Below are 23,963 nucleotides of genomic sequence, written 5' to 3'. Positions count from 1 at the left end.
CTAATTTAAAAATGGGGATGTATGGATCTGTTTTTCTAAGGTCTCAATAAAATACTCACCATAAGTTGGGTCACAACCTATCGTGACGGGCTCTCCCTCTTGCGGAATCAGCATCCAGGCACCGACACCTGCTATTAAAACCATTACAAAGTCACCAGGTTTAGCTTGTCTGAAATCAAAGACACAGACTTCAGTCATTAATTTGCGCCAATCGCCTGATAAGGTAATCACCACATCCCCTCGTTGGAATGCATACTGTTGAGTTTCAAGTTGATCGTGTGAAAAGCTTGAATGATTAATAAGAATCTCTTCTTGCCCTAGGTTTGCAATGAACTCACTGTTATTACCCATCTCATATTTGAATAATTCTGGATGTGGTATTTCAAGTTTAGTAATTAATTGAGGCAAATTCTTACCTCTTAAAACCGTTAAGTTTGGATATTTTTTTTGCGTTAATTGAATACTCATGCGACTTCTCCTTCGGGTAGTTCCTCAGGGGTTTGCTTAGCACCTTTTGGATCATAAAAAGGTAATGCAACAACCTTAGCCTTAATAAAATTACCGCTGGTTAGTTTGATATTTAGCACAGTATCTATTTCTGAAAACTCTAAGGAAACATCGGCTAAACCAATGGTTTTTTGTAAAGTTGAGCTATAAGATACACTGGTAATTCTGCCGGCCATTTCGCCTTGTTCAATAAACAAGTTAGACTCAAGAGGTTTTTCGCCAACAGGTTCTTTTACAAGTTCAAAACCGACCAATTTACGTTTTTGTAAGGCCTTTAGTTTTTCTAAACTTGGCTTACCAATAAAGTAAGGTTTTTTAAGATGAACTGACCAAGACATGGCGGCTTCAAATGGGTTCATTAAGCCATCGGTATCTTGACCCACAATAATGTGACCTTTTTCAAGTCTGAGCATACGCTGAGCTTCTACACCAAACGGTTTGATATCAAAGGCTTGTCCTTTTTTCATAATTTCATCCCAAACTTCAGCCGCGTTTGTGGATTCAAGATGAATTTCATACCCCAACTCACCCACAAAACCAACTCTAATAAGGGTAGCTTTATGTCCACAGATTTCTGTTTCACGCATTGCTAAATAAGGGAAGGCCTCATTGCTTAAATCTAATGACGTAAGCTGTGACAAAATACGACGACAATTTGGCCCTGCTAAGTTCATAGCTGCGAGTTGACCTGTGCGGTTTAGCACTGTGACATCTAAGCCCCATTCAATAATTTTCATCTGAACTAATCGGTAAGCGGCATCTGAACTACTTGTTGTGGTTGTTACATAAAAATGTTCTTCGCTGTAGCGAATGGCAACACCATCATCAGTAATCACACCCGTATCATCAACCATTACGGCGTAACGACTTGCACCAACCTTCATATTTGACATACGCATGGTGTAAAGACGATCCATTAATTCTGCTGCATCTTTACCAAAGATTTCTAACTTACCTAAAGTAGAAACATCAATCAGTCCTACTGAACTTCTTACAGCATTAACTTCTGCATTGATACAGGCCTGTCTATCTGGTTGACTTTGATAATATTCTGGTCGTAACCAGTTTCCGGCTTCCATAAATTTGGCTTTGCTAGCAATATGCTGGCTGTGCATGGCTGTTAAACGCTCTGCTCTAAAACGCATACCTGCTAAATGAGAAACTGGAACGGGATGAAACATAGGTCTTGCCGTTGTTGAACCGGCTTCATCAATGGTTCTGCCAGTTAATTTAGCCAGAATACGAATACCATTCATATTGCTGTGTTTACCCTGACTAGGCCCCATACCAATGGTAGAAAAACGTTTCATTAACTCAATATTGTCAAAACCTTGAGCAATGGCTGCATTTAAGTCTTTAAATTGAACGTCTTCATCAAAATCAACAAACGCTTTGCCTTTAGGATGATTCCAAATAGGATAAAAATGAGAGTGTGCAATATTTGAAGTTAAATCTACAGTTGGTGTTAAAGTTTGATTTTTAACGTATTCAGCTGCATTTAACCCTGCTTGCTCACCGTCTTTTAATTGGTCTTCAATATCAAAAACCCCATTAATACGGCCACAAGAGAATAGACCTTCAGGTAACGTTTTAGGCGTAAGTTGGTGTACTTTGTCATCATAAGAAAAGCTACCACCTGATTGATAAATGGGTGCGCCAGCAGGTGCCCAACCCATACTCATAAGCAAGCCATCACAATCAATAGAATGATTTTTACTGTTTACCGTAAACATCACACCATCTAATGATTTTTTACCTAAAGCTTCAATATGTTCAATATTTCTATATACAGGTATTCCTGAAGCGGTAACGGCATCACACCATTCGCCTTTTGATTCCCCCGTATCTAAAACCGCTAAAACAAGAATGCCGGCTTTATGTAAATCAAGCGCTGCTCGATAACCTTCAACATTTGAGGTAAATACCACAGCTTTTTGACATGGTGCAACGGCGTAGCGAGAAATTAAACGTTGCGCAGCACTGGCGTTCATAACACCGGGTAAATCGTTATTACGAAATACAGCAGGCTGTTCAAATACACCCGTTGCTACCACAATAGACAAGGCTGAAAGTTTAATTAAACCTTCTTTAGTATTGACCGCTAACCACTTATCACCATACACACCCGCCACATAAGATGATGTTTGCACATCAATATTAGGCATGCTCGCAATAGTCTCTTTTAATGCTTTTCGGTTTTCTGCTTGAGATTCTTCATTGGCATATTGATAATCTAAAGAACCGCCTATATGAGCGTTTTCATCTATTAAGCAAACGTCTAAACCTTGTTGTGCTGCTTTAATTGCGGCTTTCATTCCTGAAGGGCCTGCACCAATGACAACCACATCACAATACTGATAACGTTTGTGTTTTCTTTTTTCTGTCCAACGAGTATCTACATTACCTAAACCCGCCATATGTCTAATTAGAGATTCCCATTTTGGAAATAAAAATTTAGGCGAATAAAAAGCTCTGTAGTAAAAACCAACAGGTAAAAACTTACCTATTAGTTCAACTAATGAACCGGCATCTTTATTTAGATTACCAAAAGTATTAACAGATAATAGACTTTGCTGATCTGCAACTTCAACCACATCACCACGAATATTTACCTCATCAGAAGATTGGTATAAGGCATTAATATCATGGTTAGCCATGGTTAAAACACCACGACGACGATGATATTTAAAACTACGACCAAGTACTTTGGTGCCATTAGCCCAAAGAGCACTCGTTATAACATCGCCTTTAAAACCGCTTACTTTTTGTCCCTCTAGCTGAAAGGTGAATTCCGTACTTCTATCAATCCACTCTAAAGGTTGTTTGTTTAATCTAAGTTTCATTTAACAATCCTTTTCTGCAATGCTGACATGGCTAATAACATCCGTTAACGTATTTCTTTCAAAGAAAAACCACATACCTGTTGAACGGTGATACCACCACTCTTTTTGTACCTGTGGGTGACTATGACGGTAGAACACATGCTCTGCCCATGCCTTTTCAGTTATGCCTTCAAACTCTGGTTCATTTTTAACCAAGCCGCCATAAGTGAATTCACTTAAGGCTCTTCTTCCAATTGGTGGACACGTTATAAATTTCATACAATCTCCTTAGTGGCCGACCGAAGCCGCCCCTTTTTCGCCAACAAGTTGGAATGACTCAAAACGATCCAGACTAAATGGTTTGATTAACTCATGCGTTTGATCTGTTGCGGCTGTATAAGCCATCGTTTTGCCACTGATTGGTGTGGCTTTAAACCCCCAAGTTCCCCAGCCACTATCTAAATAGAAACCTTCAACATTGGTCTTACCCATAATGGGTGCAAAGTCTGGCGTAATATCACTCATACCGGCCCACTGACGCATAATTTTTAAGCGACTGGTAAACGGAAATAAGTCCATCATTTGGTCCGTTAACCCCTCAACAAAATCAAGACTTGAACGGGTTGAATGTAGCTCGGCAGGGTCAACCGATGCACCCATAACCAATTCACCCCTTGAAGATTGGCTGACATAAACATGCAAGCTTCCTGACACGACAATAGTGTTCATAAAGGGTTTAACTGGCTCAGTAACACAGGCCTGTAAAGGAAAGACTTCGATAGGTGTTTTGATATCCAACATATTCGTAATACGAGGAGATGAACCTGCCACCATAGAAATAACTTTTTTAGCTTTAACAAAGCCTTTATTGGTTTCAACACCAACCACTTTACCGCCAAGGGTTCTGATGTCCGTTACTTGAGTTTTTTGGTGAATTTCAACGCCTCGCATTTGAGCACCGCGTGCGTATCCCCAAGCGACAGCGTCATGCCTAGCTACAGAACCTGGCGCGTGATAAAGTGCGCCCATAACAGGGTGCTGGCCATTACACTCAACATCCATATAAGGAATATCTTTTTGAATAGTTTCGGTATCAACCACTTCACTATCAATGCCGTGGTGTTTATTTACCTCAGATCTCCAGCGCATTGTTCTTAAAGAACTATCTGTGTGAGCTAAGGTGTAATGACCACGAGTGGAATAAAAAATATTTAAATCAAAGTCTTCACTTAAATCATTAAATAATTTAAGACTTTCATCGTAGAATTTAACGCCTTCAGATGTTAAATAGTTTGAACGGACAATGGTTGTATTTCGACCTGTATTCCCGCCACCGATATAACCTTGTTCTAACACTGCTACATTGGTAATACCGTGCTCTTTAGCTAAATAATAGGCGCACGCCATACCATGTCCACCGCCACCGATAATAACAACGTCATACTCTTTTTCTAATGGTTTTTCTTCAGGGAAAAAACGCAATTCATCTTCTGGTTTTTTCCAAGCGTACTTTATTAATCTAAGTGGCATATCAAACTCCTAACCAAATACAACTGTTTTATTACCACTTAAAAGAACACGGTCTTCTAGGTGGAACTTAAGACCACGAGCTAAAGCGTTCTTTTCAACGTCTTTCCCTAGCATTACCATCTCATCAGCTGTTTCACTATGTGAAACACGTCTAACTTCTTGCTCAATAATCGGTCCGGCATCCAAGTCTTCAGTAACATAATGACAAGTCGCACCAATTAATTTCACGCCACGATCAAATGCTTGGTGATAAGGTTTTGCACCAATAAATGAAGGCAGGAAGCTATGGTGAATATTGATAATTTGTCCGGGATATTTTTGACATAAATCTGGTGGAATGATTTGCATATATCTTGCGAGAACAATCGTATCCGCCTCATAGTGATCAACCCACTTAACCACTTCTGAAAAAGCATGCGGTTTATTGTCTGGCGTTACGGGAATATGCACATAAGGAATTCCGTGCCATTCTACAAGCTCTTTTAAATCAGGATGATTTGAAATAACACAAGGGATGTCATAATCCATTTCACCTGATTTCCAACGATATAGCAGGTCATGTAAGCAATGGTCTTGCTTGCTTACCATAATAATTACGCGCTTCTTTTTAACAGTTGAAGTCAGCGTCCAATTCATTTCGAATTCTTTTGCAATCTCACTAAATTCCTCTCTAAATTCCTCTTCTGAAATATTTAGGTTTGAAATTTCATTACGCATAAAAAACATGCCTTGCTCAGTATCGGCATGGTGATTTGCTTCATTTATCAAACAGTTTTTTTGAGCTAAAAAACTAGATACTTTAGATACAATTCCTGTCTTATCAGGGCAAGAAATCGTTAATATAAATTGGCCTTCGATCATAATAGTTTCCTCCAGTGAACTTTTAATTACTAATATACAGAATAATTATTTCATTACAAGAATTTTTTATTATTTTTAATAACAAATATCCAATAAAAACCAATTTTTGTTCAAAATACGCATTTAGGAATAAATTTAGATGAGATGAGTGTGATTTGACTTCGTTGCTATTGAATAAAATTTAAGGCTCTAAAAATAAAAACCGAGAACATCTCTTGCAACAACAAATAACTTTATGATTAGCTGAAATGATTATGAATGCTTTGGAACGATTTTCTTAAAGGATGAGGTAGTGAAGAATCAATTTAAGAGTTAGAAACGCTTTGCACGAGACCATAAACAAGTAAAAAAGCTAAAATTTCACTGCTTTTGTTCTAAAACTTGTCAATAACTTACTATTAACTGCACTGTAGGTCTCAAATAAAGAACTCGACGCCCTAAGGTCGTATTCGAGAGCCAGTATAAATTTTATACCTCTAAAGGGATGCTTACGTCTATTTTTCTTTTGTTCATGACGCCTACAAAGGTCTCCGCCAAAGAAAAAACAATATTGATATTGGGATATCTCGTTAAACAGTGTTCATTTTTTAAAACATAAGATATGTGCATAAAAATTATTCCGTTACATTGGCATAGTAACGAATATTTTCAGCGTAATACTTAGCCCCATAAAGCATTAAACCCACAAAAGAGTGGGTTTAATAACTTCTACACAGAATACTAGCTTGTTTTTAACTTAATCGAGAATATCGTGTTCATCAATATCAGTGACTAGCGTATCTTTTAATACAACTTCGTATATGGTTCCGTCAGCTGTTGATTTACCATTTGAATCGATGGTAACTTTTGTATCGTTACCATCTTGCGCAAATGATAAATACTCATTTAATGAGTTAGCATCCGTAATTTGATTTGTTCCTTCCAACACTTCAGAAAGATCTAATAAATCACTACCTTTGACAAAATCATTAATTGTGTCGGTTGTACCTGCATCATCGGTTGTCAGTTTAAAAGTATCTGCTCCATCGCCACCGATTAATGTATCAGCACCTGCACCGCCAGCAAGAATATCATCTCCTTGTCCACCGTATAAAACATCAGAACCAGCCGCACCATGAATCGTGTCTGAACCATCAGAGCCATAAAGCGTTTCGTCGGCACTCGAACCATCAATGTCACCAGTGGCATCAACGGTAAGGTTAATTGACACACTTTCGCCTGTTGATGATGTTGACGTATTACTGTCAATATCATAAACATCCGAATTGGTTTCACCAGTGCTTGTTAAGGTAGAAAATGCTTCTACATTAAAGCCATCAGTTTCTGTTCCGTCGGTTGAGGTGGTTATAAGTTTAACATCACCATTTTCAAGCGCCGTTAAAGCATCTTCATAATGTGCATCGGTTGGTGAACCTAAATCAATAAGCCAATCTGCTCCATCCTGAGTAGCTGTAACGCCTGTTGGTAAAGTAGACTCATCTAAGGTTACGCTTGAGGACAATCCTGAAATACGTACAGAAAGACTTTCTGAACCATCTTTATCTGCTAAATCTAAGTCCGATATGACTAATGGAATTTGATAACCTTCACCCGTAACATAATTTGCACTGTTATCCACATTTTGAGTGGTAACACTATAAGGTGTTACGCCACTTGCGTGCTCATAAAGTGTGAGTACAAAAGAACCTGTTTCTGGCGTAGTCGAAGTGTTGCTATCACCATCAACTGTCCAAGCAGAAACATCTATATTGATATCGCCTTTTAAGCCTTCAACGGGCTTGGCTACAATATCTTTTATGTCGTCAAACGCAACACCGGTAACAGTGTAGGTTCCCGTGTCTGAGTCATAAGTTACATCAGAATGTGGTACTCCTCCTACTTCAAATGTCATGCCTTCAGGCAGAGTTGTGCCGTTACCTGTTAATGTAAATGACACGGTTTCAGAACCATCAACATCATCCATTGAGATATTTAAATTTATTGGAAGCTCAGAACCTTCTGTTCCAAAAGTATTAGTAGGTTTAATGGTTAAAGGATTAGCTATTGGATCAATCGTGACATCCAATAGTGTTGAGTTTATTGTCATGTCATTAATTGCATTACCAGCGGCATCGGTTTCAGAGCTATATACACTCAAACCTAAGCTTGCTAGAGTTCCACTGTAGTATGTAGGCGCTTGAACATATATATCTGGTAAAACACCATCGACTAATGAAACACTCCATTTATTTGTCGCTCCACCATCCGTAGAACCGGTATTTTGTGCTAATTTATAATCACCATTTGAATCAACATAATAAATCAACACACCATCTGGAACTTCATCGACAGACGCTGAAAATATTTTTTCTGAACCATCAATATCAATCCCTGTTGTACTGAATACTAATGGAATTAACTCTCCTTCATTACCTATACTGTTGTTATTAGCCTCAACATCAAAACCATCGTTAACCGCTTGAATATCAATCGGAATAGTTTGAGTTTGGCTAACAATATTAGTGGCACCCGTTTCTTTAATATTTTCTGTAATACTAAACGTCACTTTGCCAGAAGCATCAGCTTCAGGCACAAATTGAAGTTTATCTAAATCAGCAACAGGTATTGTCCAGTCGCTTCCATTTAATGTGTAGGCAACACCCGTTTCAGAATTATATAAAGTTCCATCAACTTCACCATCCGTTGATAAAGTTACAGAAGATACCAGAGTTCCAGACGCATCAACATAATCAAATGAGCTGTCTGGCGTGGTCACTCCAATATTAATCTCTGTACGACCATCTTCTTGTGAACTGCTCACTTCATTTCCACCAGTAGCGGCATCGTAAGCCGTTAAATCAGGTGTTATTTCAAACGGATCAGTAATCGGAACAATGGTAATAGCTGCGTCTGTTTCTGGTGTTTCTGTTGTAGAACCATCAGGATTATTTGTAATGGTTTTACCGACTAAATCAAAACTTTCACCAGCATAATCATTTTGGTTGTAGTTATCAGCAAAAACAACCGTTGCAGTGTCAATTGCATCTTTGCCTACAACCCAAACAACATCACCATTATCCATAGTCTGTTTAAAACCACCCGTAACCGTTGCGTCATCAGGCACGCCAGACAAAATAAGCGAATAATCAGGATCACCATCCACAGGGTCTAATGTAAAGGTAAAGACATCGCTAAGTGCTAGCGTTGTATCTTCATTAATCATTACTGGACTTGCACTAATACTAACCGCGTCAAATGTTTCACCATCACCGCCACCAGTACTTTCTTCTCCGGTAAAGTAAATAGAGACAGGAGCTGATTGCGCTTTACTATTATCATGGTCAAGGTTATGCCCTACAACGGTAATCTCATTAACCGCTTCTATATCAGCCGCCGTTGTAAACTGAAATGTAACGTCTTGCGTAGACACGCCATTTGAGGTTGAACCGCTTGCTGGTAAGTACCAAACACCTTCTCCACCAAATGCGGCACCTTCAACAATTACTCCGTCAGGTACATTGGTAAAGATATAGTAATCTTGTACTTCAGAACCATCTAAATCATCTGATGCTAGGTTTAAGGTAACTGTGGCTGTGCGACTTGTTCCAAGATCATAAACCGTAACATCTTGACCAGCATCATTTTGAGCAATGACAGTATCCAAAGTTGACGATGGAGTAACTGTTGGTATATCTGCAACCGCTGTAACCGTTGCACTATAAACAGTATCATCCGATACGGTTGCTGTTGGTACATCTGGTGATGTATTTGTATGATCGGTTACTTCATACTTAACGGTTAAGCTGTAATCGTCATCACTTTGCGCTGTTAAGGTAGAAACAATGTTATTAATGGCTGAGCCAGTAATTTCATAATAACCATCGACTAAGTTAACATCAGCATTACTTGTTGCCTCTGTTGCTAAGTCAGAACCACCTGACACACTTAAGGTGACGTCCGAAGGAATTGAGGACTCTTTGATATAGACTTTAGTAAGCTCTTCATTACTATCGCCATTTTGATTGATTGAAAAATCAAGAACCTGAGGCACATCTTCAACCTGATTTAGTGTCGTGTTAACGACTGAATCTTGTTGAGGCGTAATCCAAACTGAAACCTCTTCTGTTCCTTGAGTACGGCTACTTCCTGTTTCTTCAGTTGTTATATATTGAACTGTAAATGGTAGCTCACCACTGTAGTTTTTAGGTACCGTAATTAGAACGTTTTCTATATCAGTAGCAGAGACACTCCAAGATCTATCCTCACCCGTTCCACCTATAAACGTAGCATTTTTTACTGCAAAACCAACAGGTAAATCACTAATAACAATATTCAACTGTTCGCTGTCAGAATCGTAAGATTTAATCTCTGAATTAGGGTTAGCGGCACTGTAAATATCGGCTAAATTTATGGCATTAGTCGCATCGACCTCGTTTTCATTGTAAACCGCTTCATAGTCTTGACCATTAATCGTAACCGTATTTAAATCGACGCCTTCAGGTACATCAGCAATACCCAGAACATCTACTTTTAACGTAACATTACTAGGTGTGCCCGTCTGATCACCATCTTTTGTTACAGCTGATACATCTAATGAGTATGTTCCATCACTGTTGTGTGGCGGAATAAATATAGGTTGATTATCATTGGTATAACCATCAATAACGACTGACCAAGTATCATCAGCATTATTTGTTACCGTAATGCCAGAGACTGTACCCGTTGATGAAACCGTACCTGTTTCATCTATTAATAGCGTATTGCCTGCGCCATAATCAAAATACAGTGCACCGCCGTCTGGTAATTTATCAATCGTGACTTCAAACGTTTCTGATCCATCAACCGAATTAACTTTAATATTTAAGGCTTGACCTGCTGAAGGATTATCAATAATAGAAGGATCTACCGAACCTTCATCATTATAGGTATTACCATTTGAACGCCCAGCATCTTCATTTACAACAACCTGAGAGACACTTAAGATGGCATTATCGGCAACGGGTGCCACATTAATCGTTAAGGTATCACCTTCAGAAATAACTGTAGATGTAGCTTCTGGATTACTTGCATCATCATCTGAATCGATGGCTTTAATTTGTGTCGTTAACTCTAAAGTTCCACTGTAGTTTTCTGGCGCTTTGACTTCTAGATTTTCTAATTCACTAGAAGGAATTTCTACAGCTGTTCCATTAAAATAAATCGTGGTATTGCCATACTTAAATATAGTTCCAATTAATGCGTTTGTACCATCTGTTGGTGTAAATAAGACACTTGTGGTTTCACCACTGTCTTCATTGGCTACCGATAATCCAAAATTAGTGTTATTTAAAGCAAAGTACACATCTTCTTCTGCGCTGACAGCATAAGTATGACTACCTTGCGTGATAATGTCATTTACGCCATCGCCATCAGAATCCGTTTGAGTTGACTCTGCTACAGGGCTTAATACAATAGTTTTATCTGCTGTTTTATGGCTGACAGCAGTATCAACAACTCCATCAATCGTTGCTGTATCTGTTGTTTCCACTAAATAGGTTAATGTAATATCTGCACTGCTATGTGCTGGTGGCGTAATTTGCGCATCGGCATTATCAAAAACGTAGTAATCCGTACCATCAAAATTAACGGTTGAATAACTTGAACCAGAGATAGTTGCACCATCCGCAAGTAGCGCATCTATTTGAGATTTTAAAATACCAAATTGAGAAATACTCTCTGAACCATCTGTATCACTTAAGGTGAAAATACTGTTGCCATTGCTTTGTTTAAACAAATAGACAGCTTCATCTTCAATTTTATTTTCAGGCGTTGAAATAGTGACATCAGAAGCAACGGGAGTCACATTCAAATTAAGTGTTACTGAATCAACGGTGTCATAAATAGTGGTATTACCAAGAGTTGTTGTGCCTACCGTTGAACTATCAGTATGAGTCGAATCTGTATCCGTATCATGAGACACTAATTTAACGATAATATCATTAATATCACCACTGAAATTTTCTGGTGGTGTAATTGAAATAGTTGGAAGATTGTTATTTCCAGTTCCTGTTAAATCAATCTCATAACTACCACCTGTAATGGTTTCACCATTTACAATCATGCCATCAGGCAGGCCTTCTAAAACGATTGATCTATTTTCACTACCGTCAATGTCATTAAAGACATTTGTGCTCAATAATGCCGATAAATCTAATGCCGAATCTTCACTAATTGTGGTGGTATAAGAGGTATCATCGCCATTAATTTTAAGGTCTACAGGGTCTGTTACCGCAAGCACATCTACTTCAACTTTAATATTGCTATTCGCTTTAGCAATACCCGTTAATGGTGTTCCAGCATCATCTACTTCGTAACTGTCTACCGATAGTTTTACTTTTAAATCTTTTGCACTGTCTGCCGCTGGCTTAACAACTAAAGATTCAAACTGATCGATAGTTAAGCTTAAATCCGTCGTTAAACCTGCAGTGTGGTAATCCGCACCCGCATCCGTTAATTGAATGGTGACATTATTGTCAGAAGCCGTTGCTGTAAACAGCACGTTACCTAAACTGTCTTTTATTTCTGTACCTTCAGTTAGTCCACTTAATGTAATGGCGCCTAAACGTTCTGGGTTATCTTCATTGGCTACGGTTGAATTATCAATTTGGTCTTTTAATACCGGTGTATTAAAACCAAGCGCGATTTCAGAGTCTTCCAGAATATAAACTTTAGCAGCATCTCTACTTACGTCTGGAGCATCTGCCACTGGTGTAACATTAACCGTTACTGTTGTGGTGGTGACAGTTCCGTCTTCATTCGTAGAATCATAAGTAAATGTATCTGTACCACTGAAATCAGGGTTTGGAACATAGGTTATCGTACCATTTTCGTTAACCGTTGGTGTTCCGTGACTAGCACCACCGATATTGGTAATACTTCCATCACTATCATCAGCAGTGGTGTTAAAGGTGATTTCTTCATCCTCATTCACCGTAATCGTTTTCGTGTCCTGAGGAACATCGTCCACAATCGTTACAGTAAAGTTATCTGAAGTATCGTTAGAGTTAACAATATCACCATCGGTATCACTGGCTGTAAAGCTAAATGGAATAACAATATTTCCAGATGAATCAATATCATCACTTGTATGATCAAGAGGCTTAATTAAAGTAAATGTGTAGTCTTTTCCGTCAACTGAAGCATCCGTTGGATCGTTAATGACAACCGTAAATACAGGATTTGAAATATCGCCAGTATATCCTGTGAGGGTATGGCCATCTGCACTCAAGCTAAATTTAACATCTTCTCCTCCAGATTGATAAATAGAGTTTCCAGAATTTACCAGGCCTGGTTGATTTGCATTAAATACCACGTCTGCAATATTATCTGTTCCTTGAATAACATCTAAATTACCAGTTTGACTTAAGGCACTGTTATCTGGATCTGAACCTAATACCAAATTAGCTTCGTACACAGTTTCATTTTCTGGTATACCAATTGTAGGGTCTGCACCATCTTCCAACGTAATTGTAAAGCTTGTTGTATCGGTATCACCATTTCCATCGGTTACCGTGTAATTAATAATGTCTTCAGGTAACGGTTCACCAGCAAGTTGCTGAACAGATTGATTTGGTGTGTATAACCAGGTTCCATCAGCATTTACTGTGATTTTTCCATATTGTGTGGTTGTTTCTTGACCAACGGTACCTGTCGCTGTTTTACCAGAAGTGTTTGTGTAGGTAAATGAAGTAATTTCACCTATTGCTGTACCTAAGTCATCGCCATTTAAAAGGTTACCCTCAACCGTATTTGAGTTTGTATCAACGGACGTTTCATCAACTGAACCTTGACCTTCTACAACGTCAATAGCATTTGGAATTAAGTCTGGATTAGCGTTCACTTTAATGGTTGAGATAGCCGTATTACTGTCTAATGCACCGTCATTAACCGTTACTTCGATAATACGTTCGGTTTCATCTGGCGTCTGTGAGCTATTGCTAAAAGTAATGGCTTTAATTGCTTCTTGATAGTCCGCTTTATTGTAGCTACCAGTTAGAGTCACAGTGATTTGACCCGCCGTTGATGTATCTACAGTAGCACCAAATTTAGGGTCAACGTCACCAACATTAAGGAAATCATTGGCTTGTGCATTGGTTAGTACGATTGTGGCACTCTCAAGATTACTATCATCCACATCAGACGCTTCAATATCACTGTCGGCAATGCTTACTGCAGCACCATCTTCATTAAAGATATTCGTATAGTTTTGACCTGAGTCTGTTGAGTTATCTTTATCTAGGTCAATTACAGGTGCATCATTGGTTCCAGTAATAGTTATGTCTACCACTTTAGTATCTGTGCCACCATTACCATCATTTACAGTTACATCGTAACTAAACGTTAAGGTTTCACCTTCTGCTAGAAATTGAACGTCTGAGTTGCTAACCGAGTAATCCCAGCTATCTGCATCAACAGTAAAACCAGATGTAATCGTTGCAATATCAGCAGCAGATAAACTTCCTCCACTCCAAACTAGATCACCTTTATATTCTGATGACATTGTGTGAGTGTCAGTAGTGTCTACATCAGTAAATGATAAAGTACCTGAATCAGTTAAGTTTGGTGTACTGTCATCTTCTGTTACAGCACCACTGGAATCAGCTGTTAATACTGGAATATCATTCGTTCCAGTAATGGTCATTTCTACAACTTTTGTATCAGTTCCACCGTTATTATCTTCTACCGTTACATCATAACTAAAGGTGATAGTTTCATCTTTTGCTAAGAATTGAACAAGAGAATTGCTCACTGAGTAATCCCAACCATTAGCATCTACACTAAAGCCATTTTTGATAGTAGCTATATCCGCGTTAGATAAAGTACCTCCATCCCAGCTAATATCATTTTTATAGGTCGCAGTTACAGTATGCGTATCATTAATATCTACATCAGTAAAAGAAAGCGTGCCTGAATCAGTTAGATCTGGACTACCCGCATCTTCAACAACCGAACCGATAGTATCTACTGTTAATATTGGGTTATCATTAGTCCCTGTGATGGTCATTACCACCACTTCTGTATCAGTTCCACCATTTCCATCATCTACTTTTACATCATAACTAAAAGTAATCGTTTCATCTTTTGCTAAAAATTGAACGGCTGAGTTGCTAACCGAGTAATCCCAACTATCAGAATCAACAGTAAAACCTGATGTAATCGTTGCTGTATCAGCAGCAGATAAAGTACCTCCACTCCACACTAGGTCATCTTTATACGCTGTTGTTATTGCATGTGTGTCTATAAGGTCTACATCGACAATAGATAGTGTGCCAGTATCAGTAAGGCTTGGTGTACTATCATCTTCTGTTACTGAGCCACTAGAATCTACAGTTAGTACTGGTACGTCATTGGTGCCTGTAATGGTAATAGTAACGGCTTGAGTCACTGTTCCACCTTTTCCGTCGTCTACTTTCACTTCGTAGACTTGGGTCAGTGTTTCACCAGCCGCTAGATAGTCTATGTCGGCATCTTCTACTGCATAGTCCCATTTAATTGTGCCTGCACCATCACCTGTTGAAACATCAGTAATGCTGGCCGTTAAGGTACCTAAATAGTTATTAGCATCTGGAGTAACAGTTAATGTGTGAGCATCACTTAAGTCAACATCACTAAACTCAATCGTGCCTGTATCGGTTAATGTTGTGGTGTTTTCACCTGCCGCACCATCAGCAATTTCTGTAACAGATCCTGTATCATCTGCACTTTCAATCACTGGTACATCATTGGTACCTGTAATAGTAATGGTTACAGCTTGGCTAACTGTGGCACCGTTATCGTCTTTGACTTCAACTTGATAGGTTTGTTCTAAAGTTTGACCTTCAGTTAGGTAATCAATCGCACTGTCTTCAACGGCGTAGTCCCATTTGATGGTACCTGTTCCGTCACCGGTTGCGTCGTCGATGATAGTTGCGGTAAGTGACCCTAGATAGTTGCTGTTATCTGGCGCAGTGACGGTTACTGTGTGTGCATCACTTAGGTCAACATCACTAAACTCAATCATGCCTGTGTCGGTTAATGTTGTGTTATTTTCACCTGCCGCACCGTCAGCAATTTCTGTAACAGATCCTGTATCGTCTGCACTTTCAATCACTGGTACATCATTGGTACCTGTAATAGTAATGGTTACAGCTTGGCTAACTGTGGCACCGTTATCGTCTTTGACTTCAACTTGATAGGTTTGTTCTAGAGTTTGACCTTCAGTTAGGTAATCAATCGCACTGTCGTCAACGGCGTAGTCCCATTTGATTGTGCCTGCACCATCACCTGTTGAAACATCAGTAATGCTGGCGGTTAATCCACCTACGTAGTCTGTGGCATTTGGGGTTACGGTTAATGTGTGAGCATCACTTAAGTCGACATCAGTAAACTCAATTGTCCCTGTGTCTGTTAGTGTGGTGGTGTTTTCACCAGCCGCACCGTCTGCGATTTCTGTAACAGATCCTGTGGCGTCGGCACTTTCAATCACTGGTACGTCATTGGTGCCTGTAATGGTAATGGTAACGTCTTGAGTCACTGTTCCGCCATTGCCGTCGTCTACTTTGACTTCGTAGACTTGGGTCAGCTGTTCATCTGCCGCTAGGTAGTCTATGTCGGCGTCATTTACGGCGTAGTCCCATTTGATTGCGCCTGCACCATCGCCCGTTGAGGCATCAGTAATACTGGCGGTTAATCCACCTACGTAGTCTGTGGCATCTGGGGTAACCGTTAATGTGTGGGCGTCACTTAGGTCGACATCGCTGAAGTTGATGTTGCCTGTGTCGGTTAACGTTGTGGTGTTTTCACCGGTCGCGCCGTCAGCGATTTCTGTAATGGCTCCTGCATCGTCTGCACTTTCGATTACCGGTACGTCATTGGCTCCGACAATATTAATAGTTAACGTTGTGCTCGCACTATCACCATTACTATCAGTAATTGTATAAGTAAATACATCAGTGACCTTTTCACCTTCGGCTAATCCATTGGTATCCGGATCAGAGTTATTTAATACATAGGTATAGCTACCATCACTATTAATAACTACGCTTCCATAAGTACCAGTAACCGAAGTAGCAACACCACCAACTACATCTGTGCCACTGGCTCCAGCTTTTACGCCTGTAACAGGAATTGCAGAATTAGATGCATCAAGACCTATATCATCATTTCCAAATACATTTCCGTAAACAGTATCAATTAAAGAATCTTCAACAACCGTATTAGGATTATTATCCGCAATCGCTTCTGGAGTACCATCAATCACACCAACATAACGTGGCGTATTTACAACAGCTTGATTTCCTACACCTGTATCAAAACCTGAAGTAACATTACCAGACAAGGCGATTCGCTCTACAGTCACACCCCCATCAGAAGCACTTCCAACAACTAGAGCCTCACCTGCGGCCGTTGCTTCAAGAGCATCAAAATTCCCTTCTAAAACGGCCTGTTGTAATGCGGCAACGTCAACAGCCCCTTCCGTGCCTGTATCAACCGAGCTCGACGGATTAGATACATCATCATCTAAACGCATCTGAGTATCTCGCCCAAGAGTCAACAAAGTACCGTTAGCCATATCCACAATCACTCCGCTCTTAGCGGATGTCTGTAATATTTCCCCCTGGTAAACAGGGCTACCAGCTTCTAGAATGCGAACCTCTCCAGTTACTGGATTGATTGCTCTAACAACACCTTCTATTTTTGAAACATTACCAACGATTATTGACATCTTGTACCTCATACTTGCCTTGACTTACAGGCTATTAAAATTCATAAGTACATAATACGCTCACAAAAAGGTACTAACTACTGTACCAACGGACAATACAACCGATGAATGTCCAAAAAAAAACACTAATTATATTGATTTCAAAGTGTCGATAACCCTCTATTTCTGGCGTTTTCTTGCATATTTACAAGATTAACTTTAATTGCAATATTTATTATCCCGGGATATAAAATTCCACATTTTCTTCACATTGTTGTAGAAAAAACTTTTGTCAATTTCATTAAATCTATCGCAGATTTGTATAAAAGTTTCTAATTAAAAACTTTAATAAACTCTTTACTCAATCATTATTAAGATGAAAGCATTGGGTTAAATGGAAGACAAATAAACAATATTGTTATAATTCTTATATACAATGAAAAGATATTAAAAATAAGATATATAAAAAGATGCCTAGCAATACACCTTTAGTGAACATGCCTATATTAGACAATATGGATGGCCAGCCTTTTAATGAACAAGACTGGATGTCTGTACTACAAGCTGTGGAAGATTCATACTCACAGTCTTTAGAGTACCAAACACAGGTTGAGCAGCAGAACGACGAATTACAAAAAGCACATCAGTTCATTTCAGATATTATTTCGGCCATGTCTGACGTACTTATCGTAACCAATAAAGAATTAATGATTACGCAGGTTAATGACTCCTTTTTAACCATGACCGGCTACGATGAACAGGATGTAATTGGTAAACCCGTTAGAGATTTTCTAACGTCCAAAGACGTTCCAGAAATGGAGCCAATCTTAGCCTCAGAACAGATTCATGACAAATTAATGACTTTAAAAGGTCGTAACCAAGAACTGTCCATAACAATAAATTGTAATTGCCAAATAGACAAAGCCAAAGCATTTGATGGACGAGTCATTGTTGGCCGTCCTATTGGCGAGATTTTAGAAGCTTATGATGCGTTAAAAAAAGCACATGAAGAGCTGGCTTTAACAAAAGAAAAAATGATTCATTCTGAAAAAATGGCGGCTTTAGGACGCCTAGTTTCTGGCGTTGCGCATGAACTTAACACCCCTATCAGTGTTATTCAGGGTAATTTGTGGTCTTTACAACAATACTTTCAAGATGTTGAAAACATTGTGCATCAAAATCAGAGTGTTCAAAACCAACTCGATACGACAGAACGTGAAACCTTTAATGAAATCATCAATGATTGTCCCGCCATATTTGAAGATAACAACAAAGCGCTAGACCAAATCTCTAGCATTGTTAAAGATTTAAAATCTTTTAGTCACCCAAACGGAGAAAAACAAGTTTTATTTAGTATTAATGATTCCGTAAACACAGCCATAAAATGGGTGGAAAGAGATACCGCGAATCAGCGCAATATTAAAATTGAGTTTCAACCAAGCCAAGATATTGATTACCTGGCAATGGGCTCCACCAATCAATTTCAACAAGTCATTATTAACTTACTGCAAAATGCTGTTGATGAATTACAAAATTTAAATATTAAAGATAAACAAATTAACGTAAAAGTCACTGAATCAGACTCTGGAATATCTGTTCAAGTTCGTGATAACGGTAACGGCATACCAGAAGGTATGCTACCTAATATTTTTGACCCATTCTTTACCACGAAAGATGTAGGCAAAGGAACTGGATTAGGGTTAAGCATGAGTCACCAAATTATTGAAAACATGCATGGTTCACTAACAGCCTGGAACAAGGTTGAAGGTGGTGCTGTCTTTGAAATTAAACTCCAAAAAAGTGCCCCAACATTATGAATATTCTTTGGATGCAGTCAGGCGGATGTAGTGGTTGTACGCTCTCTTTTTTAGGTTTAGAAGAGATGGATTTACTTAACTGGTCACAAGAAATGGACTTAAACTGGCTATGGCATCCTTCTTTAACTGAACACTCGTCCGACGAAACACAAGCCATTTTACAGGATGTAATTAGCGGCAAAATTCCTCTCGATATCTTCTGCCTAGAAGGTTCCGTAGTTATGGGTCCGAATAATACTGGCCGTTATCACATGATGTCAGGTATGAATATGCCTGGTAAAGATTTAATTGAACAACTCGCCAAACAAGCCCAATACGTTTTAGCAGTAGGTACTTGTGCGGCTTACGGAGGAATAACCGCTTCTGGCGATAATATTATTGATGCAACAGGCCTGCAATATAATCAAAATATCTCTGGTAGTCTTTTACCAAGCGATTTTCTTTCTCATGCTGGCTTACCGGTCATCAATATCTCAGGCTGCCCTATTCACCCTGCTTGGGTAGCTGAAACAATACAATTAATTACATTAGGAAAGCTAAAATCCTCTGATTTAGATCCATTAAGTCGCCCTAGGTTTTATGCCGATAAACTGGTGCATCACGGATGTAGTAGAAATGAGTTTTATGAATTCAAAGCAAGTTCAGTTAAATCATCTGACTTAGGTTGCATGATGGAAAATATGGGGTGTGTTGGAACCGTTGCACACGCCGATTGCAATGAACGACCATGGAATGGTTCTGGATCTTGCACTAGCGGTGGCTATCCATGTATCGACTGTACTTCTCCTGACTTTGGACATCTTAATCACTCTTATCAAGAAACCCCCAAAGTTGGAAATATCCCCGTTGGACTACCTACAGATATGCCTAAAGCTTGGTTTATTGCCTTATCTACTTTAGCAAAATCAGCAACTCCAAAAAGATTAAAAGAAAATGCAACGGAAGATCACATTGTTGTTAGCCCACAAATTAAAAGGAAAAAACTGTGAGCCGAATTATTGTTGGTCCATTTAACCGAGTTGAAGGTGACTTAGAAGTTCAATTAGAAATGGAAGGAAATCAAGTCGCCTCTGCCTTTATAAAACCAACTCTTTTCCGAGGGTTTGAAACCATGCTTGTTGGAAGAAATCCAAACGACACGCTAATTTATGCTCCAAGAATTTGTGGCATTTGTTCGGTTTCACAATCGGTTGCTGCGGCAAAAGCCCTCTCCCAAATCTATGGCATAACACCAACCGATAATGGCCAAAAAGCCATTAATTTGATGCTTGCAAATGAAAATGCGGCTGACTTATTAACCCATTTTTATCTTTTTTTTATGCCCGACTTTGCTCGAGAAACTTACCGTGATACGCCTTGGTTTAATAAAGTAGAGGAACGCTTTAAATCAGTAACAGGTAAAGCGGCAAGCAAAGCCGTTGAGGCAAGAGCCAACTGGTTAAAAATGATGGGCGTTTTAGCGGGCCACTGGCCACATACCTTAGCCATTCAACCTGGCGGCACGAGTCGCGCTATTTCAGAAAATGAAACCACTAAGTTACATTTAATGGCTCGTAAACTTAGACGTTTTTTAGAAGAACATTTAATAGGCGATAAACTTGAAACCTTTTTAAACCTTGAAAATGAAGGCGACTTTAATCAATGGCTTAATAATAAAAATGTCGCCCAGTCTGACTTTGGCCTTTTCTGTGAAGTGGCTAAATACCTTAACTTAGAAACATTAGGGAAAAGCCCTGGCAGATTAATGAGTTATGGCAGTTTTAGTCATGAAGAACATTTATCCTTTTTACCAGGCCTGTATATTGACGGAAAAATAAGTGACATAAATCCCAGCGCTATTACCGAAGATATTAGCCATTCTCACTACCAAGGAGCACCATCTGCAAGACCTTGGAATTCTACAACTCAACCAGATATAGATAAACCAAACACTTACAGTTGGTGCAAGGCCCCGCGTTTAGATCAAAAGGTCGTTGAAGTAGGCTCGCTAGCAAGACAAGTCGTTAATAAAACGCCTTTAATTGATGATTTAATGAAGCAATATGGCAGCACGGTTTACACTCGAATTGTGGCACGTGTTTACGAGTTAGTGAAAATCATTACCTTAGCCGAAACCTGGCTCGATACAGGATTTACAAATGAAAAAGCATTTTGCCTGCAACCTCAAGGCATTCAATCTAACCGAGGAATTGGTCTGGTAGAAGCCGCAAGAGGAAGTTTAGGTCATTGGCTAGAGCTTGAAAATGATGTCATTAAAAACTTTCAAGTGATTGCACCAACCACTTGGAACTTTTCACCTCGTGATCAAAATGGAATACCTGGCCCCTTAGAACAAGCTTTAGTAGGCGCTTTAAAACGTCAAGATGAAACCAGCCCAGTATCTGTTCAGCATATCGTGCGATCATTTGATCCGTGCATGGTTTGCACGGTGCATTAAGCCCGTTGTAACAACAATAAAAACTAATGAAATTTATGACTTACGGCTTTTATAAACGTGTCTAAAAACGCCTCCATATAAGAAGGTAAAAAACGTTTTTTTAAATACGCATAATAGGTAGAAGAATAACCAACTTCTGCCCCTAGCCGATAGGTCTTAAAATGTTTAGTATCCTGGTCTTCTAATGCCATTTCAGCAATGATTCCTATGCCAAAACCATTCTTTACATAGGTTTTAATCACATCCGCATCTGAAGCCACAATATCAAACTCAAATCCTGGCTGAACCTCTCTTAATGCATGTAATACCTTATCACTGTGGGTAAAGCCTTTTATATACGACAAAATAGGATAATTCACACAACTTTCAATAGATAAATTCCCTTTCCATATAGGATGATTATGTGGCGCAATCATAACGTGTTCCCACTCATAGGCTTTTTGAGAAACCAAGTCATCCTGTTTAGAAATTAACTCTGAACAAATTGCAATATCAATTTGGTCTCTCTGCAAAAACGAATATAGATTTTCTGGCGAACTCTCTTCAATATGCAATTTAGTTTGCGGATGTTTTGTTTTGTAATTCATTAATACATTTGGAAGAATATAACGTGCCTGAGTATGCGTGGTACCTAAACGAATACTGCCCTCCATATTTGGATTAAATGAATCAGATAACATTTTAATATTGCGTTCAGCCAAACAAATCATTTTTGCCTGTTCAAGAACCTGTTCTCCTGCCTGAGTAAATTCCGCCAATCTGTTCGCTTTTCTAATAAAAATGGGAAAACCCAATTCTTCTTCAAGTAGCTTTAACTGGCGACTACCTGCTGATTGAACGATATTTAATTTTTCAGAGGCCATCGATAAATTCAGTCCGTTTTTATACAACTCAATTAACAGCTTTACTTGATTTATAGTCACAACTTAAACCCTTATAGGTATCTTTTTATATTATTTATCATCTTAACCATCTCATAAAGTGATGGTTACATCTATATTCATCAATCACAAATGTGTTAATTACCCATAAAATCCTCTCTACATTAAAGAGGAATATAAAATGATTTTTACAATTTATCACGCAACGCCCTATAAAAAGTGGCTTATACCTATTTTTTTAATCACTCTATTTTTAAGCATTTGGCTATACACAGGTAACCAAGGCAAACTGCTTCTTACGGGCTTTTTAATTGGTTTGGTCTTTATACACTTTCACTTTGGCTTTACAGGTTACTGGCAAGATTTTTGGTTACACAAAAAAACCTTAGGCACTCGATCTCATTTATGGCTTTTGGCCTTAGGTTCTTTACTGTTTTTTCCTGCATTAAATCTTTTACCCCAATTTGGGTTTAATGTTGCAGGAGCCATTAGACCAATAGGCATTAATGTTGCACTTGGCGCATTTATGTTTGGTATAGGCATGACCATAGCAAGTAGCTGTTCATCAGGCACGATTCGCTTACTTGGCGAATTTAAAATACGCTATTACTGGGTTTTCTTATGGATGATTATTGGTGGTACTTTTGCCGCCTCACACATAGAAAAATGGTTAAACCTTCAAACTTGGGGCGTATTCTCTTTTGCGACCAATATACCTTGGGGATTAGGTCTTTTCGCTAACTTAAGTATTATCTCATTACTTTACTATGGCTTAGTTCAGTATGAAAAACATCATCACACTGTGGTTTCACCCTTATTTGAAACTAAAAACTCATTAAAAACACTTAAAATATCACCTGTATTTTGGGCTCCATTTCTATTGGTTGTGTTAAATTTTGTTGTTTTGTTATTGTCCTCTCACCCGTGGTCAATCAGCTGGATTTTCCCTAAATTAGGTATTATCGCTATCCAAGAAACGGGCTTGCCCATTGAATGGGATTTTTGGGAGTTCACGGCGATTAATGACGCTGCATTATCAAAGAACTGGACAAATGACAGCATCTTATTAACCACACTAGGAATGTTTCTTGGTGTAGCAAGCTATCACCTTTCAAAAAACCTAACGCATGTTAAATCCAGCGTTAAAACCCAAGGCGTTCGCAGTATTCGCTTCTCAAATACCTTAATTCCTATTATAGCGGGCTCTCTAATGGGCTATGGAGCAACCGTATCTTTTGGTTGTAATATTGGCGGCTTCTTCAGTGCCATTATATCTGGAAGCTTACATGGTTGGTTATGGCTGGTGAGTGCCTTTTTAGGCATGGGGTTCACGCTGTTAATTAAACGCATATTTTTGGTTAAATAACCTTGTTTAAACCATAAAAAAAGGGCGTATAAAACGCCCTT

11 protein-coding genes are annotated in these 23,963 nt (G+C 38.9%); 4 read left to right on the top strand and 7 right to left on the bottom strand.

What is annotated here, in order from left to right; genetic code table 11:
• The 6 genes from ACYQ0E_RS01535 to ACYQ0E_RS01510 form a co-directional block, all read right to left on the bottom strand.
• Positions 1–468 carry a hypothetical protein gene (locus ACYQ0E_RS01535; protein ID WP_460186496.1) on the bottom strand — a complete coding sequence of 156 codons (468 nt, stop codon included), beginning with the start codon at positions 466–468 and terminating at the stop codon, positions 1–3.
• Complete coding sequence (locus ACYQ0E_RS01530; protein ID WP_460186495.1) at positions 465–3,350, bottom strand: glycine cleavage T C-terminal barrel domain-containing protein; 2,886 nt, start codon at positions 3,348–3,350, stop codon at positions 465–467. Before ACYQ0E_RS01530 ends, ACYQ0E_RS01535 begins: the two co-directional genes overlap by 4 nt.
• Positions 3,351–3,608 (bottom strand): sarcosine oxidase subunit delta, encoded by a 258-nt coding sequence (locus ACYQ0E_RS01525; RefSeq protein WP_460186494.1) that lies wholly within the window; start codon positions 3,606–3,608, stop codon positions 3,351–3,353.
• A 9-nt stretch (positions 3,609–3,617) separates the two neighbouring features.
• Complete coding sequence (locus ACYQ0E_RS01520) at positions 3,618–4,859, bottom strand: FAD-dependent oxidoreductase (RefSeq protein WP_460186493.1); 1,242 nt, start codon at positions 4,857–4,859, stop codon at positions 3,618–3,620.
• Positions 4,860–4,868: 9 nt separating this feature from the next.
• Complete coding sequence (gene purU, locus ACYQ0E_RS01515; protein ID WP_460186492.1) at positions 4,869–5,720, bottom strand: formyltetrahydrofolate deformylase; 852 nt, start codon at positions 5,718–5,720, stop codon at positions 4,869–4,871.
• Between the two features lie 736 nt (positions 5,721–6,456).
• Positions 6,457–17,442, bottom strand: coding sequence for a retention module-containing protein (locus tag ACYQ0E_RS01510; protein ID WP_460186491.1), 10,986 nt, complete (start codon positions 17,440–17,442; stop codon positions 6,457–6,459).
• A 449-nt stretch (positions 17,443–17,891) separates the two neighbouring features.
• Between ACYQ0E_RS01510 and ACYQ0E_RS01505 the strand changes: the two genes are divergently transcribed.
• From ACYQ0E_RS01505 to ACYQ0E_RS01495, 3 genes are read left to right on the top strand one after another with little or no spacing between them, the layout of a single operon-like run.
• Positions 17,892–19,238 carry an ATP-binding protein gene (locus ACYQ0E_RS01505; RefSeq protein ID WP_460186490.1) on the top strand — a complete coding sequence of 449 codons (1,347 nt, stop codon included), beginning with the start codon at positions 17,892–17,894 and terminating at the stop codon, positions 19,236–19,238.
• Positions 19,235–20,227: an NADH-quinone oxidoreductase subunit B family protein gene (locus tag ACYQ0E_RS01500; RefSeq protein WP_460186489.1), complete on the top strand. Its 993-nt coding sequence runs from the start codon at positions 19,235–19,237 to the stop codon at positions 20,225–20,227. Before ACYQ0E_RS01505 ends, ACYQ0E_RS01500 begins: the two co-directional genes overlap by 4 nt.
• Positions 20,224–21,675: a nickel-dependent hydrogenase large subunit gene (locus ACYQ0E_RS01495; protein ID WP_460186488.1), complete on the top strand. Its 1,452-nt coding sequence runs from the start codon at positions 20,224–20,226 to the stop codon at positions 21,673–21,675. The genes ACYQ0E_RS01500 and ACYQ0E_RS01495 overlap by 4 nt, the downstream gene beginning before the upstream one ends.
• A gap of 23 nt (positions 21,676–21,698) precedes the next feature.
• Here ACYQ0E_RS01495 and ACYQ0E_RS01490 read toward each other — a convergent pair whose 3' ends face one another.
• Positions 21,699–22,598, bottom strand: coding sequence for a LysR substrate-binding domain-containing protein (locus ACYQ0E_RS01490; RefSeq protein WP_460186487.1), 900 nt, complete (start codon positions 22,596–22,598; stop codon positions 21,699–21,701).
• A gap of 139 nt (positions 22,599–22,737) precedes the next feature.
• On the opposite strand from ACYQ0E_RS01490, the gene ACYQ0E_RS01485 reads away from it, so the two are divergent.
• Entirely contained in the window at positions 22,738–23,922 is a 1,185-nt protein-coding gene (locus ACYQ0E_RS01485; protein WP_460186486.1) for a YeeE/YedE thiosulfate transporter family protein, read from the top strand.
• Positions 23,923–23,963 lie beyond the last annotated feature (41 nt).

The sequence above is a fragment of the Thiomicrorhabdus hydrogeniphila genome, from assembly GCF_054656895.1.
The sequence above is the reverse complement of the archived record's forward strand: the minus strand, read 5'-3'. Positions and strand labels throughout refer to the sequence as shown.